The following is a 14,166-nucleotide window of genomic DNA, read 5'->3' as shown; positions in this document are numbered from 1 at the left end:
TATAAAAGACTATTTTTTAAGTATCAAAAGTTTATTATTTTAATAGTTTAAATTCAAATATACAATAAACAACCCTAAAAATCAAAAACCTCTGAAAATCAAATGATTTCAGAGGTTTTTTGTACCCAGGACCGAACTACCGTATATTTTTAGTTAATTTTAATGTTCTTAAACTACCTAAATATCAGTATATTTGAATATTGTAGAATTTTGAAATATAATTTTGTCTGATTTTTCATTCATTTAATTTCAAAATAAACCACCTTTTTAGCCACCCTTTAATTTGTTTAATTTAGGTTTAATTGTAATGAAAGTAAGTTTTGAATTAAGAAAAGAGAAAATTAATGCAAATGGATTAATACCTGTCCAGTTTGTTGTTAGAGCTGAAGGAGAAAGAATAAGGAAAAATGTTGGTGTTTCCGTATTAGAAAAATATTGGAGCGGTTCCAGAGTTAAACCGAATGCTAAAAAGGAACCAAGTAATAATTACCAATTCTTGAATGATAAACTTCAGAAAGCTGAAGAGAAAATCAATGATATCTTTTTCTTTTTCCGGGCGAATAAGCTAGAGTTCTCCAAAGAACTATTTCTGAAGAAATATGATAGTGAAGAAGAAATTAAAACCGCTCATTTTGACTTCTTTGATTGTTTTAAAGAATTTATTGAGAGTGGCAAACTTTCAAAAGCCTACAACACAACAAAAGCTCAAAATACGGTTAAAAACTTTCTTGAGGAATTTCAAAATGACAAAAATTTCAAAATTGAATTTGATAGTATTGATGACTATTTTTTTGAAGAATTATCAAAATATTGCTTTTTTGAAAAGGAGATTAAAAATAATTACTTCGCTAAAATTATTGCTGTAATTAAAACAATGCTTCGATGGAGTATTAAAAAAGGCTATAACGAAAACCGGAAATTCGAAGATTTCAAAGCTTCAGAACATGATATCGATATCGTTTATCTGACTTTTGACGAACTGATGATTCTTTATAATAAAGAATTTGAAAGTGAGCGATTAAACCATGTAAGAGATTTTTATTGCATGGGATGCTTCACTGGATTAAGATTTTCTGATCTTTCAAAGCTTCACCTGGCAAATATTTCTGAAGAACATATTATCTTATCCATACAAAAAACTAAAACTCAAAATCATGCTATTAAACTAAATAAATATGCAAAAGAGATTTTGAATAAGTATAAAGGCACTATTTACGAGCCATTACCGCATATTTCATCCCAAAAATTCAATGAATACATAAAAGAATGTTGTGAGAAAGCAGATCTAACGCAACCTTTCACAATACACTGGTTTGTAGGCAATCAAAAAAAATCATTAACTAAGCCAAAATGTAAATTTATTACAAGTCATACAGCCAGGAAAACATTTATCACAAATTCTCTTCTTTTAGGAATGGAACCGAAAGCAATTAAGAAAATAGCTAACATTAAAAAAGATGCTGTTTTAGATAAATATATGAAAGTTACTGAAGCATTTACCGATGATCAAATGGATAAAGCCTGGAAATAAGTAATGAGGACAAACATATCGAATTTTAAGAATTTAAAAAGATCTGACTTTAAAAATCTATTAGATTTTACAGATAAAAATTTCAAAGGAGCATATAAAGAATTAATTGAAATAAAGATTAATGATAAAACTGATGTTTCAAAACTGAAGGAAAAACTTAATAAATTAAGACTACTAGAATCATTTTATTTATTGAATTTATGTTTACCATTAAAAGAATACGAAAATATTGATTTTCTGATTTCATTATTTTTTACTGACGAATATGAAAACTTTAGTGACGAAATATCATTTGATTTCAAATTAAAATTTGATCTGCTGAAAAAGGAGATCCTTAGAGAATCGAGACAAAAGAACCCTCTATTTAAAAAAGAGATAGTATTTAAAATGTTTATTTCTGAAAATCTTAAAAATATTGAAGCATTACATCGAGTATTACTTGATATTCAATTATCAGGTAAAGAATTAAAAAAAGAATATAAACTTTTATATGAACTCTATATTTATTTAAATAAATCTATCAATGCTAAGATTCCAAACTTTGAAATAAATATTGAAAAGTTTAAAACTAAAGATGTAAAATTTATAGAATTAGAAATATTGACTAAGTTCTGGGAAAAAGAGATAATTTCTAAATTATCTAGTAGCTCTAGTAGTGATCATAATTTGAAATTAATTTTAGCCCAATATATTTTTAGAGATTACTTATTTAATAAAAGAGATGCTTTAGTAATTGATGTTATCGCAACTAATAACTATATTAAAGTTTTTAAGGAACTTGATGAGATAAATAAAAATTGGAAATATGAATTTTGTCTGTACTTATATGAGCTATGTTTTAGGAATATTATTAAAGTAAAATCTAGTGATGATGTGACTTATTTTTTAAGTGTCATTTTCAATAGTTTTAGTGGATTTTCTTTTTCTTCAATTGAATTAAGAGTTTTAAATTATAGAAATCAAGATGAAAATGACTGGTATAATTTTATAAAAAATGATGTGAAAAACATATAAGTGTTTTATTATTAGAGTATTAAGCTCTATGTAAATTACCCTAAGACATTCTGGACATTTTAACTGAATTTTACAACATTAATTTAAAATTCAAACTAAAATGGCAATAACACTTTTTTCTTATTCTAAAAATGATTTAGAAAAAGCTGTAGAGATTATTCTCTCTAAAGCAGACAGTTTCATTATTCCTGGAAAAAAATCAGAAGAACAGCCGGAAGATCTTATTTCTCAAACTGAAGCTTCAAAATTCTTGCATGTTTCTTTGCCAACAATTATAGACTGGAGAAAGAATAAAGATCTTCCTCATTATAATTTCAGCGGGAGATTTTACTATTCGAAAAAAGAACTTCTGGAATACGGTAAAAGAAATCGTAAATAGTTGAAATTGTTATGAACGAATTACAAAACTTGATTAAGCAGCTAGATTATCTACCTAATAATACAGTAAGGAAAGATTTTTTGAATTCTATTCAAACAAGCCCGGAACTATCAAGACACCATCTTCGGAGAATAGCTTGTAATATTCTGGTTCAGGAAAATTTTGTCGACAAATATTACAGAGAGAGTTTTAGTGAAATGTTAGAGAAATTATTTTCAAAAACCATTTCAATTTTCAAAAGATTTTTAAGCTTTAGGTTAATTAAAAAATGACACATATAGTTTCAGATCAAAGTAGAAAAATTGTTAAGAAAAGCTATGATGACTTGGGGAAGCCAGAATTTATAAGGATAAGTAATCAATTTGCTGATGACTTTTTGTTTCAGGATAATAAAGCAACGAATATACCCATCAATGCGTTGAGAATTATTTTCAATATAATCTCCATTCTGAGAAATGATCAGTTTATGCCTGAAAACCAAGTGAGACAACTTACTCTTTTTGATGAAGAATTCGAAACTGAAAATAATGTGTTTATCTCAATGAAAATTAGAAATAAGAAGATTTCAGAAAAAAGGTCTAGTAAACAAATTGTTGAAGCATATGAATATCTTACAAAATTCAGAATGGGTTGGTATACATCAAAAAATATAGCAGGTAAGGATATTAAAACCTTTGGAGGGCTGATCTCTTTACCTTCTTATGAAGAAAGAGGATATACATCTTTCTTAATAAGTAGTTTTTGGCTTAAAAAATTAATTGTCTTAACAGAATATAATCGTGTAATGTATGAATTGGTTTATAAAATCAGAAATAACAAACATGTTTTGTTTGCAATATGGTTATCGAAGATTCCTGAAAACGGTACAACTCTGAAACTTTCGACTTTTAATCAGAAGTTTAATCTTAATTATAAAAATTCAAATGATTTCTGTATTAAGTTTTTGAAACCAATCAGATTAAACCTTGACAAATTAAAGCACTTATCATTCAATTATAAATACGAAAATGATGCTATTTCAATTATTCCATATTTAAATAATAAGGAGAAGAAATTAATAGCAGAAAAAACAAATGATATTAGAGTTATAAATCAAAGATTGAGATACTTTAGAAGGAGATATTGTTTAGAAAGCATTGACTCAACTAGGTTTATATATTCCTATTCTAATATTTCAAAAACAAAAAGTGAGATTGATAAAGCTTATATAAAATTTATTGAAAATAATAGAGCCAAAGGAATAGCTTCTAATACCATTACGGGGATCTATTTTCTTCAAGAATTACAAAAATTCCTTATTGAAGTTTACCGAGAATCAGAGACAGGAAAAAGATTTCCAAATGCATATCCAGTTATATTATAAGTTGGGTTTGCGGTATTCCACTCTTGTGTTTGCGGTATTCCACTCGCTCTAATTGCGGGATTGCACTCTCTGAAGTTAAGAAAATGTTAAAAAACAAAATTTTTACGGCTATTTTGCGGTATTCCACTCTTTTTTTAAATGAGATTTTCACTTAAGAATCATAAATAATGAAAATTCGAGCGAATAAACTTTCTAATTGCGGTATTCCACTCGGCTATAATTGATGTTTTTGCGGTATTCCACTCTTGTTTTTGCGGTATTCCACTCCTCTCAATTGCGGTATTCCACTCCTCTCATTTTTAACTCCAACTACCATGTATAGAGGGTTTTCGGGAATTACTAAAATATATATTAAAAGTATTTAAAGTTTTCTTTTTTATTAAAAGGAATTTTTGCTAATCAAAAAAAAAATGAAAAATTGTAAACAGGTCAATTCTTGGCAATTGCTAGATGTTCTCACATCTCTCGGACACTTTCCAAAAAAGCAAAATGAAAAAGAAGCTTGGTTTCTCAGTCCTTTCGGAATCGAAACTGAAGCATCTTTTAAGCTCGATAAGCGCCAAAATATTTGGTATTTATATTCAGAAGGCATTGGTGGTAACAACATCGATTTTTTAAAGAAATATTTTAATTATTCCATCAACGAAATTCTCTCCTGGGCATCCGAGAAAAGTTTTTCTTCTTTTCATCAGCAGACGGAGATTGAGAAGCCAAATTACAACATTACTGAAGTTACAGAAATTCAAAATTGGAATCTTAAAAAATATTTATTTGAAAGAGGTCTTACTCAAAAAACATTCAAATTTTTAAAAGAGATAAAATTTACGATCAATAATAAAAAATTATACGCGGTTGGATTCGAAAATTTATCCGGAGGATGGGAGCTTAGAAATTCATTTTACAAAGGTTCGCTTTTGAAAAAAGATATTTCGATAATTAAAAATGATAGTAATAAAATTGTTGTTTTTGAAGGCTTTTTTGATGCCTGTTCTTATATTGAATTTCAAGAAAAATTGAAAGAAGATATTCTAATTCTGAACTCAATTTCTATGTTAAACAAAGCCAAAAATTATCTTCAAAACTATTCGGAAATATTACTTTTTCTCGACAATGATCCTGCCGGAAAAAAGACAAAAGATGAACTATTGTCTTCTTTTTCCAACGCAGTAGATTGTAGTTTTATATATAAAGATTACAAAGATTTTAATGAGTTTCTCGTGGCTAATAAGGGTGGATTTATCCAGCAAGACGAAACTGGGCAGAGCCACTGTTTCATCTTGCTCCTTCGGGGAAATGACTGACCGTCAATAAATTAGAGTATTTAATCTTTTTGAAACTATATATCAAGGATATATAAATCTCTTAAAGAGCTTTATTCATCGAAGTTATTACATATAAATCAATATAATGGAGTCTACTAAAAGCCAAATACAACCATTGCTATTTCTCAACAAGATCTGAAAAGACTGGAGAGCTTTGTAAGAAAAAAAGGACTTTCGAAGAAAGAATTTATTACAGTTTCATTAGATTTTTTTGAGAGAACTGGGCTTGATCCAGTTAAACATGAATCTCCAAAAGCTGAACTTGAAAAAGTAATAAAAAGAATAGATCAAATTGTTGCTTTTATAAAAACTCAGGATAAAGAAACTTTACGTCCAAGTTTTGAAGCAATCGTTTCGAGTGAGGAAAGAATTAAAAATGATCTTTCAAAAATTCTAAAAATTGAACATTTTAATGAGTTCATCAGAGGGTTTAATTCTTTTGCAATGGAAACTAAAAATTCTTTGAAATTATTAAATCAAAGCAATCACAATGAACATTAAAATTCAGGGTGGCGAAAGTGGTAAATATTCAAATTCCGGAAGTTCATCAAACCTGGTTGATTATTTAGAACATGAAGACCTGGAAAGAATGAAGGAGGGGAAACAGGTTGAACACTTTTTTTCTCATGACCAAGATAGAGTTCCTTCAGCTGAAGTTATTGAATCTCTTGACAACAATAAACAAAAGCTGACAAAAGAAGATGCAAAATTCTTTGTCATTACTGTTAGTCCTTCAGAAAAAGAATTACAGCAAATTGGCAAAACCACCCAAGAAAGAAGTGATGCTCTGAAAGATTATGTAAGAAAAGAAGTAATGCAGAAGTATGCGGAAAATTTTTGCAAAGGATTACAAGCTAAAGATATCATGTACTACGCAAAAATTCATCACGAAAGAAACATGAAAAATAATATTGATATGCATGTTCATATAGTTGTTAGCAGAAAATCATTAGATAAAAGAATGAAACTTTCTCCAATGACGAACCATAAAAATACAACGAGAGGACAGGTGAAAGGAGGTTTTGACCGTAAAAATTTTATTCAAAAATCCGAAGAGGCTTTTGATAAGAAGTTTGCCTTTCAAAGAAACTATAAACAATCTTTCGAATACTGTAATGCGATTAAAAACGGTACAATAGAAGAAAGAAAAAGAGTAATAGAAATAGCGATAAAGCAGGAATCTGCAAAGCAATATGAACTTAAAAAAACTGTCGAACAAAATAAAAAAAATAACCAGGGCTTAAGCCTATAAAAGATTATAAACATGGAAAAAGATCCAATTTTAATGATAAAATTTATCATTGTCGCAATGTCTTTATTTTTATTGTATATGCTAGGAGTAAAGATTATAGGTATTAATTCATTCTTATTCAATATATCTCAGCACGGATTTTCAGTAGTGGTATCTCCTGAAGCAAGTTTCCTGGCAAGATTAAAATTTTTAGTTGTGGGAATTTGTTTCGGATATGCAGAGCTTTTATACATTCTGATTCAATTCTGGATTGTGAAATCTTTAATTCCGCCACTGAAAACACCTTTCAATTTTTATAAAAAACTAATTTTTTATCCGTTTGGGTTTATTAATAAACAATTTACGGGCTTTTCATTATTAAAAGATTCAAAGAAAAAATTTCAGGGATTAACTTTACAAACCAAAAAAAGAACCGTTCAAATTCCTAATCCTTTTCGTGGCATTTTGGTAATAGGCGGTCCCGGAGCAGGAAAGTCTGAAAGTTTTGCAGTGCCATTCATACGAGAATTAGCACAAAAACAGTTTTCAGGTATCTGTTATGATTTTAAATATCCGGCACTGGCAAACGATATTGAACTTTTTTATTCAGATTCGGGTATTAAGCATTATGTTTTGAATTTTAATGATTCACTTAAAAGCCACAGGTGTAATCCTTTAAATCCAAAATATTTACCTCATTCAGCATATGCAAGGGAATATGCTTCTGCCATCACTAAAAATTTAATGAAAGAATCTATCAAGAAAGAGGATTTTTGGTCACGTTCTGCAACAGATCTTCTGACAGCCTGTATTTGGTTTCTGAAGAAAGAATACCCGAAATATTGTGATCTTCCACATACATTAGTACAAATCACACTGATTTAATTGTTTTACTATCTTCAAATTCCGAAACCAAGGCAATGATATTGTCACTTGCTACAGCTCTCGAGAGCGAAGCAAATTCACAATTAGCAGGGGTAGTGGGATCACTACAGGGAGCAGTAGCACAAATAAATACTCCGGAGTTTATGTATATTTTTGGAGGGGAGGATTTTGATTTAAATATTAATAATCCGGATAATCCAATTGTTTTAACGGTGGGGAATAATCCTTCCATTGCAACAACATTAGCTCCTTTGTGTAGTTTGGTTATCTCAGTTGCTGCAAAACAATTGAATCAACCCCGTAAACATCATTCTTTTGTATTATTGGATGAATTTCCAACTGTTTTTATTAATGATATCCAAACTTTACCAAATACAGGAAGAAGTAATAAAATTGCAAGTATGTTTTTCTGCCAGGATCTTTCACAGCTTACGGATGGTTATACGAAAGAAAAAGCAGATGTGTTATTTGCGAGTTGTCTAAATCATTTTTACGGTCAGGTTTCCAGTAGCCATACTGCAGATATTCTCAGTAAACAGTTTGGGAAGAAAGATCAATATTTTGAAAGTAATAATACTTCACGTCATTTTCTCAACCCATTTAAAAGAAATGTTGGTCAAAGCCGATCTGTACAGGAAAGAGACGTTTTCAGAAATTCAGTTTTTATGGAGCTGCCGGTTGGTGAATTCATCGGAAGAGTTGCCGAAAGTTCTGAAGCCTATATTCATGAGAAATTTTTACCTGTTAAAAGAAAGCAATTAGCGTATCAAATAGACAGTCAATTTAAAAATCAGCCAGATTTTATCATAACTGATTATTATGAAAAAGTTCGGGATGAAGTCAATGAAATTATTTCTCTTTTCAAGGGCGAAATTAATAAGAATGAAAGCAAACAAGATCGATCCAGACAAATGAATCCGACTCCCGATAATAGTTCTGAAGAGTTTAGCGGAATCAATATAATTGAAGATGAAGAAACTAATTCATCCGCTGACATTGAAGAGAATGAAAGAAACTTTAAGTTTTCAAGCAGGAGTCTTTAAATCAAACAATCATTAAATAATTATAAAAAAACAAAAAAATTATGAAAGTACTACAGAGCAAAATTTCAGTTTGGGGCATTTTAACACTATTAATAGTAGTGATCTTTTTGATCTCAATTGCTATAAGAAAAGATTCAGTTAAAACAAGAGTTGAAAAACCGAAAGTAGATTATGAAGAACTTGACAAAACTTTGTTTGGAACTACAGAAAATAATTGAAATCTTTTTTGACAAAAATTAAAAAATTTATTTAAAAAAATAATTTTGTAAAAATTTTTAATATGGAAAATAATTTAATAATGACTGAAAATCAAAAGAGAATTTGTAGTGAAACTCTTGAAGAATTAAAAATTCTTTGCACGGAAAATAACCATTTCTACACCCCTATCGATGTGTATTATAAACCGTCTGGAAAAAGTTTGAAAAAAGTAGTTTTGCTTAAGTGTAATGAACATGATTGTAAACCATTTGAGCAAGACGTTCAAGATGTTGAAATATTTAGAAGGTCTAAAAAATGTCCTCCATGTCTTTCAATAATTCAAAGCGGGAACAACCGTATTCCGGTTCCAGAACTAAACACTAGAATAAAAAATTCTAAAAATTCTGTTATCAGGGATAGGCAAATCGTAATCAGATATGAAGATCATCTTCATAATGACAAAAACAGTATGGTTCTGGTGAAATGTAATTTGTTTGGTCACCATAAAAAGCCTTATCCGCAGACAGCTGTTTCAATAGGAAAAAATAATATTTGTCCGGATTGCGCTAAAACGAGGGAGTACAAAAAGAAAGTTGGAGAAAATCTTGTTGAAAAAATAAATAATATTTTAATAGATAAGAATAGCTCTTTTTCATTCTTCGGTTCCATAGATCGAAATGATAAAAGTATTATTTTCTATGAATTAATTTGTAAAAATTGTGGTTGTTCCGAATGGGAAAGGGAAAAGTACGTTTCATCAGTAAAGTGTAAAGTTTGTTATCCAAATGACACAATAGGTGAAAGTAGAGTTATAGAATATTTAAACTTTCTAAAATTGACTTTTAAAAAGCAAAAAAAATTCCCTGGAATGAAAAATGAAAAGGAACTAAAATGTGATTTTTTTATCCCAAAACTGAATTTAATAATTGAGTTTGACGGACATCAGCATTATTATCCGATTGACTTTTTTAAAGGGTTTAAAAGCTTTAAAAAAACAATAAAATGTGATTGGATTAAGAATAGATATGCATTGAAAAACAAAATAAATATCTTGAGAATTCCTTTTAAAGAATATGATAATATGGAAATTTTAATAGATAATGCTATTGCCAAAATTAATAATCAAGAGCACTCATTTAAAAACTATTATAATTTTTTAAATGTTTACAGAATAAACTACATTTCTATAATTGTAAATAAAAGAATGAGGTTGAAGAAAATATTACTCGAAAATAAAAGAAAATCATATTTTTTATCCGACTTGCATAAAAAGACATATCAACAAGAAAAATAAGCTAACATGGCTTAATACTAAGCTTTTCTGAAGCTACTAACTAAATCAAACAATTTTTACGACAGCTGTGCTACAGCGAAAAATTTTGGAAGCTCTCCAGAACAGGGATTCCTATTATTTAAAAAACAAACCTTAAACAATATTAATTTAAAATTTTAAAAAATGAAAAACAAAATCAATTTTCTAATTATCGGTGCATTAATACTTTGTTCTAATGTACTTTACTGCAATTCAGTCAATCAAGAAATTACTGATCATAATTTTAAAATGTTCTTTTCTTGCGGATCAGAAAATTTTGAAAATATTCCTGCCAGCTCCAGTTCTTTTGAAACAAACAGCTGGGTAAATAATAATATTACATGGACGGCTTCTGATTCGAGAACCGATCAAACAATTAATAATAAAGCTATTGTTATCAGGAATGGTAGTCTAACGAGTTCTATTATCACAGGAGGAATTAAAAGTCTTACTGTCACTACACAATTAAAATTTGCAGGAAATCCGGGAAACCTTATTCTGGAAATTAATGATATCCAGGTTGGAACAATACCTTTTAATTCCGGAGTTGTGACAACAACACTAGATAATATAAATATCGTAGGAAATATCATTGTTAAGCTTGTAAATCCTAATACTGGTCAAAGAGTTGCTATTGATGATCTTTCCTGGTCATGCTATTCAAATTTGGGAATTAGTGAAGTTAGTAAGGTAGCTCAGCTTTCAATTTATCCTAATCCAATTAACAATGGTGAATATCTCTATCTTAATAAAAAGGTAAATGAAATCCTTGTTTATAATAGTGAAGGAAGACTGATTAAGAAATCAAACTCAACAAGCAATTCAATATTAATAGATAATCTGTTGAAAGGTGTATATTTTCTTAAAACAGAAAATACAGCACATAAATTTATAGTTAATTAGTAATCTTTAAGACAAAAATCCATCTTCAAAATTGTTTGAGATGGATTTTTATAAGTTTATTTTCAACTTAAAAAGAAAAAACTTTTCAGATTTTATAAATCCTGCCGTTAAGCTGTTCAGATTTTATAAATCCTGTTTTTTCGTTGGTAAAAGTAATCATATTTTTTTTAAAAATAAATATCAATGGAAAATATATCTTTTTGGCGTTATCAGATTATCAATACAGGAACAACGGAAACTCCTATTTATGGAGTACACGAAGTTTATTTCAACGAAAAAACCGGAAAAGTTATTATGTGGACAGAAGATCCAGTTGCTTTAGATAATTACGAGGATATAGAAGAATTGAGAAGTGATTTGGAAAAAATTTTATCTGATATTAAAAATCAGCCAGTTTTATTAGAAGCCGACCTTGAAAAGAATTTGCTGTGAATTGGTCTTTGATTAAAATCTTATTTCTTTCAATTCAAACAAATAATATCATTAATAATGCAGTACAGTAAAAACTTTAAATATCTAAAAAAATCCATCTCATAAATAATTTATGGATGGATTTTTACGAGTTCATTCTTACTCAAAATGAAAAAACTGTCCAGACTTTTCATAACCCTGCCGAAGCTGTCCAGATTACATTCGCCCTGTTTTTTCTTTGGTAAAAGTAAGCATATCTAAAAAACTCTACCAAAAAGATAGTGTCTTATATTTAAAATACTTTTTTGAAAAAGAACTGTCCAAACACTGATAATCCTGCCGAAGCTGTTCAAATTATACTGGTTCTGTTCTTTGTTTAACAAAAATATATCATTTTTATCAAAAAAACAACCCATTATAAAATTATTTACAATTGTAAGAAAGCGAATAATTAAAAATCGATAGTGTAATTTTTCAGTCGTCACTTCCTCAGACTGCTCGTTTTTTCAAAACGCTTCTCGTTTGTTGTTCCTTATTTCAAAATTTCCCTTTGTATCTTAATTTTTTATTACAATTGGAACTTTGTAGTATTTATGATTACATTAAAGTTCCGCTTATTATAAAATAAATAACAGAATTTTACAATGATGAATATTTAATGTAATCTCTTTAAAATTAGTACTTTGGTTATGCAAGATTTTAATAGAATTTTATAAATTTGATATTTAACCAGAAAACTATAGTGCATGTTTGGAATTGAACATAAAATAACTGATGGATCATTATACTTGTTAAGTGATATGATTGATGGGCTATCATTGAGTGCAATTGAAGAATTGAAAAGATTGCCAGATAGCGAAACTATTAAAAAATTAGAGCTGAAAGCAAAAATAGAATGGTATAAGGTTGAAACAGAAAAATTTCAAAAAGATATTAATGATCAACTAAAAGAAAAATTTCAATTTTCATCTGAAGATCTTTACGCAATGTATGGTCAGTACGACAAATATATTTCAATTGAGTTTCACAAATTTTCTGAAAGCGCAAAAAAATTCGGAAGAAATATATCAGGCATAATTAAATATTTAAAATCTGAAAGAGAGCAATTTGATAGCTTACTTACTCAAAATACTACTCAGAGAACTGATGGCTTGATAAAAATTGATTGCGATCAAGAAAAAGATTTAACAATACAACAAAAGATAGAATTAAAAGAATTAGGATTTAGGTCAAGTGATGTATATCAGATATTAACAACTAATCTACCAAAAGTAAAAAGCTATGACCAACCAGGAAGAAAAGAAATTCCTAATACAATTACGGTAAATTTTGATTCCACAGATTTTGATCCTAATAGTGCTTTTTTCTGGTTATATGGCCAAAAAGTTAAACATGGTGAACAGCTAATCGATGATGAATGGGCGAGATTTTGTGCATTGTCAATATTTTTTGATCCTGAATCCCAAAATGTTGATATTATAAAAGAACACAGTTTAAATCCAGATGGCTCATTAAAGTCAATTGTCAGACTTTATGAATTAGAAGCTAAATTTAATTCAAAAATAATTAAACCCGAAGAACTATCAGAATTTAATGATCTTTTAAAATCTCGAAGAGAGCAAAGAATAGAAGCTATCAAATATGAAATTAAAAGATCAACGAATAAAAAATTAGAAGTTTTTGAAACGGAATATCCTGAAATATATAAAGAATTGATGAAGTCAACTGTACAGTTTCAGGATGAAAGCCTTGTATATTTTCATATGGAAAAACCAATATATTGGGATTATGAAGGTTTCTTACATATTTACTTGAGACATTGTGATGAACTTGCAATCGAAGGACATCACGAAACCAAAACTAAATTTCAATATACTCAAGAAGATATCAAAAGGATCTTGAAGATTGCTATTGATCGTCTTACTCCACAAATTAATGAAAGACTAAAAGAGGGCAAGGATTTTAGGTTATATGGTGATAAAAGTTTATATTTTAATGGAAACCACTATGCTCTTCATATATTAGAAACAGGTAGAGTAGCAGCCTTTCATCCTTTGGAAAACCCAACTAAAAAATAGTAATAATAAATTTATATAAAAATATTATATCATTTGGAAAATGTTATTTTTGATACCAATGCTTATCGATATCTTGTTCAAGATAAAAATTATAATGATTTAGATAATTATATTGAAAAAATTAAAAGTAAAGAGAGGCGATTGGGTATAGAAACTTTATTAAGCCCAATTGTTGCAAAAGAATTACTTGCGCATGTTGCTGATAAAAATGATCCAGCATTTGATAAGTGCCTAAAAGCAATAAAGGCGATGTATTTACATTGTAGTCAGGATGAAGGTAAGACATATAGAATGTTAGCTGGACCGGAAATGCTAATTGCAAAATCCTTTTTTAATAAAATGCTTCCTAGGCAGGAACAATCTTATCAGGCTCTTGTACAAATTGCTTTTCATCTTGCGAAGGAACCTACGAATTATATATTCACAAAATTTCAAAAAAATCTTAATCTTATTAAGATGCATGTATTGGAAGCTGAAAATGTTTTTGCAAATACTA

The 14,166-nt window shown here is 28.7% G+C and carries 15 protein-coding genes; all 15 read left to right on the top strand.

Translation table 11 applies throughout. The annotated features are described in order from the left end of the window. Positions 1 to 307 precede the first annotated feature (307 nt). Positions 308 to 1,531, top strand: coding sequence for a site-specific integrase (locus tag QWT87_RS20405; protein ID WP_302718506.1), 1,224 nt, complete (start codon positions 308 to 310; stop codon positions 1,529 to 1,531). Between the two features lie 3 nt (positions 1,532 to 1,534). Further along, positions 1,535 to 2,545, top strand: a complete 1,011-nt coding sequence (locus QWT87_RS20400) for a hypothetical protein (protein WP_302718504.1) — start codon at positions 1,535 to 1,537, stop codon at positions 2,543 to 2,545. A 100-nt stretch (positions 2,546 to 2,645) separates the two neighbouring features. Continuing rightward, positions 2,646 to 2,924 (top strand): helix-turn-helix domain-containing protein, encoded by a 279-nt coding sequence (locus QWT87_RS20395; protein WP_302718502.1) that lies wholly within the window; start codon positions 2,646 to 2,648, stop codon positions 2,922 to 2,924. A gap of 268 nt (positions 2,925 to 3,192) precedes the next feature. After that, positions 3,193 to 4,287, top strand: a complete 1,095-nt coding sequence (locus tag QWT87_RS20390; RefSeq protein WP_302718500.1) for a hypothetical protein — start codon at positions 3,193 to 3,195, stop codon at positions 4,285 to 4,287. A gap of 410 nt (positions 4,288 to 4,697) precedes the next feature. Then, the gene (locus QWT87_RS20385; protein WP_302718498.1) at positions 4,698 to 5,588 is read left to right on the top strand and encodes a toprim domain-containing protein; all 891 of its coding nucleotides are present in this window, start codon (positions 4,698 to 4,700) and stop codon (positions 5,586 to 5,588) included. A gap of 135 nt (positions 5,589 to 5,723) precedes the next feature. Further along, positions 5,724 to 6,110 carry a BfmA/BtgA family mobilization protein gene (locus QWT87_RS21320; RefSeq protein ID WP_407933600.1) on the top strand — a complete coding sequence of 129 codons (387 nt, stop codon included), beginning with the start codon at positions 5,724 to 5,726 and terminating at the stop codon, positions 6,108 to 6,110. Next, entirely contained in the window at positions 6,100 to 6,861 is a 762-nt protein-coding gene (locus QWT87_RS20380) for a DUF5712 family protein (RefSeq protein ID WP_302718496.1), read from the top strand. Before QWT87_RS21320 ends, QWT87_RS20380 begins: the two co-directional genes overlap by 11 nt. Before the next feature lie 12 nt (positions 6,862 to 6,873). Next, complete coding sequence (locus QWT87_RS20375) at positions 6,874 to 7,725, top strand: type IV secretory system conjugative DNA transfer family protein (protein ID WP_302718494.1); 852 nt, start codon at positions 6,874 to 6,876, stop codon at positions 7,723 to 7,725. 35 nt (positions 7,726 to 7,760) lie between these two features. Next, complete coding sequence (locus QWT87_RS20370; RefSeq protein WP_302718492.1) at positions 7,761 to 8,768, top strand: TraM recognition domain-containing protein; 1,008 nt, start codon at positions 7,761 to 7,763, stop codon at positions 8,766 to 8,768. A gap of 41 nt (positions 8,769 to 8,809) precedes the next feature. Then, the gene (locus QWT87_RS20365) at positions 8,810 to 8,986 is read left to right on the top strand and encodes a hypothetical protein (RefSeq protein ID WP_302718490.1); all 177 of its coding nucleotides are present in this window, start codon (positions 8,810 to 8,812) and stop codon (positions 8,984 to 8,986) included. Between the two features lie 62 nt (positions 8,987 to 9,048). Further along, entirely contained in the window at positions 9,049 to 10,260 is a 1,212-nt protein-coding gene (locus QWT87_RS20360; protein ID WP_302718488.1) for a hypothetical protein, read from the top strand. A 162-nt stretch (positions 10,261 to 10,422) separates the two neighbouring features. Continuing rightward, on the top strand, positions 10,423 to 11,181 hold the full coding sequence (locus tag QWT87_RS20355) for a T9SS type A sorting domain-containing protein (protein WP_302718486.1): 759 nt from the start codon (positions 10,423 to 10,425) through the stop codon (positions 11,179 to 11,181). A 183-nt stretch (positions 11,182 to 11,364) separates the two neighbouring features. Beyond that, positions 11,365 to 11,613, top strand: coding sequence for a hypothetical protein (locus QWT87_RS20350; RefSeq protein WP_233111017.1), 249 nt, complete (start codon positions 11,365 to 11,367; stop codon positions 11,611 to 11,613). A gap of 725 nt (positions 11,614 to 12,338) precedes the next feature. After that, positions 12,339 to 13,670 (top strand): hypothetical protein, encoded by a 1,332-nt coding sequence (locus QWT87_RS20345; protein ID WP_302718483.1) that lies wholly within the window; start codon positions 12,339 to 12,341, stop codon positions 13,668 to 13,670. Between the two features lie 33 nt (positions 13,671 to 13,703). Beyond that, positions 13,704 to 14,166: hypothetical protein (locus tag QWT87_RS20340; protein ID WP_302718481.1), on the top strand; the 463-nt coding region annotated here is incomplete at its 3' end.

Origin of the sequence: Chryseobacterium urinae, assembly GCF_030518295.1 — a bacterium.
Classification (GTDB): Bacteria; Bacteroidota; Bacteroidia; order Flavobacteriales; family Weeksellaceae; genus Chryseobacterium; species Chryseobacterium mucoviscidosis.
This window is presented reverse-complemented; position numbering and strand designations above follow the sequence as displayed.

What these genes read in the sequence shown, in the direction of transcription:
- QWT87_RS20405 (WP_302718506.1), top strand. Translation starts at nt 308, where the DNA reads ATGAAAGTAAGTTTTGAATTAAGAAAAGAGAAAATTAATGCAAATGGA.
- QWT87_RS20400 (WP_302718504.1), top strand. Translation starts at nt 1,535, where the DNA reads ATGAGGACAAACATATCGAATTTTAAGAATTTAAAAAGATCTGACTTT.
- QWT87_RS20395 (WP_302718502.1), top strand. Translation starts at nt 2,646, where the DNA reads ATGGCAATAACACTTTTTTCTTATTCTAAAAATGATTTAGAAAAAGCT.
- QWT87_RS20390 (WP_302718500.1), top strand. Translation starts at nt 3,193, where the DNA reads ATGACACATATAGTTTCAGATCAAAGTAGAAAAATTGTTAAGAAAAGC.
- QWT87_RS20385 (WP_302718498.1), top strand. Translation starts at nt 4,698, where the DNA reads ATGAAAAATTGTAAACAGGTCAATTCTTGGCAATTGCTAGATGTTCTC.
- QWT87_RS20380 (WP_302718496.1), top strand. Translation starts at nt 6,100, where the DNA reads ATGAACATTAAAATTCAGGGTGGCGAAAGTGGTAAATATTCAAATTCC.
- QWT87_RS20375 (WP_302718494.1), top strand. Translation starts at nt 6,874, where the DNA reads ATGGAAAAAGATCCAATTTTAATGATAAAATTTATCATTGTCGCAATG.
- QWT87_RS20370 (WP_302718492.1), top strand. Translation starts at nt 7,761, where the DNA reads ATGATATTGTCACTTGCTACAGCTCTCGAGAGCGAAGCAAATTCACAA.
- QWT87_RS20365 (WP_302718490.1), top strand. Translation starts at nt 8,810, where the DNA reads ATGAAAGTACTACAGAGCAAAATTTCAGTTTGGGGCATTTTAACACTA.
- QWT87_RS20360 (WP_302718488.1), top strand. Translation starts at nt 9,049, where the DNA reads ATGGAAAATAATTTAATAATGACTGAAAATCAAAAGAGAATTTGTAGT.
- QWT87_RS20355 (WP_302718486.1), top strand. Translation starts at nt 10,423, where the DNA reads ATGAAAAACAAAATCAATTTTCTAATTATCGGTGCATTAATACTTTGT.
- QWT87_RS20350 (WP_233111017.1), top strand. Translation starts at nt 11,365, where the DNA reads ATGGAAAATATATCTTTTTGGCGTTATCAGATTATCAATACAGGAACA.
- QWT87_RS20345 (WP_302718483.1), top strand. Translation starts at nt 12,339, where the DNA reads ATGTTTGGAATTGAACATAAAATAACTGATGGATCATTATACTTGTTA.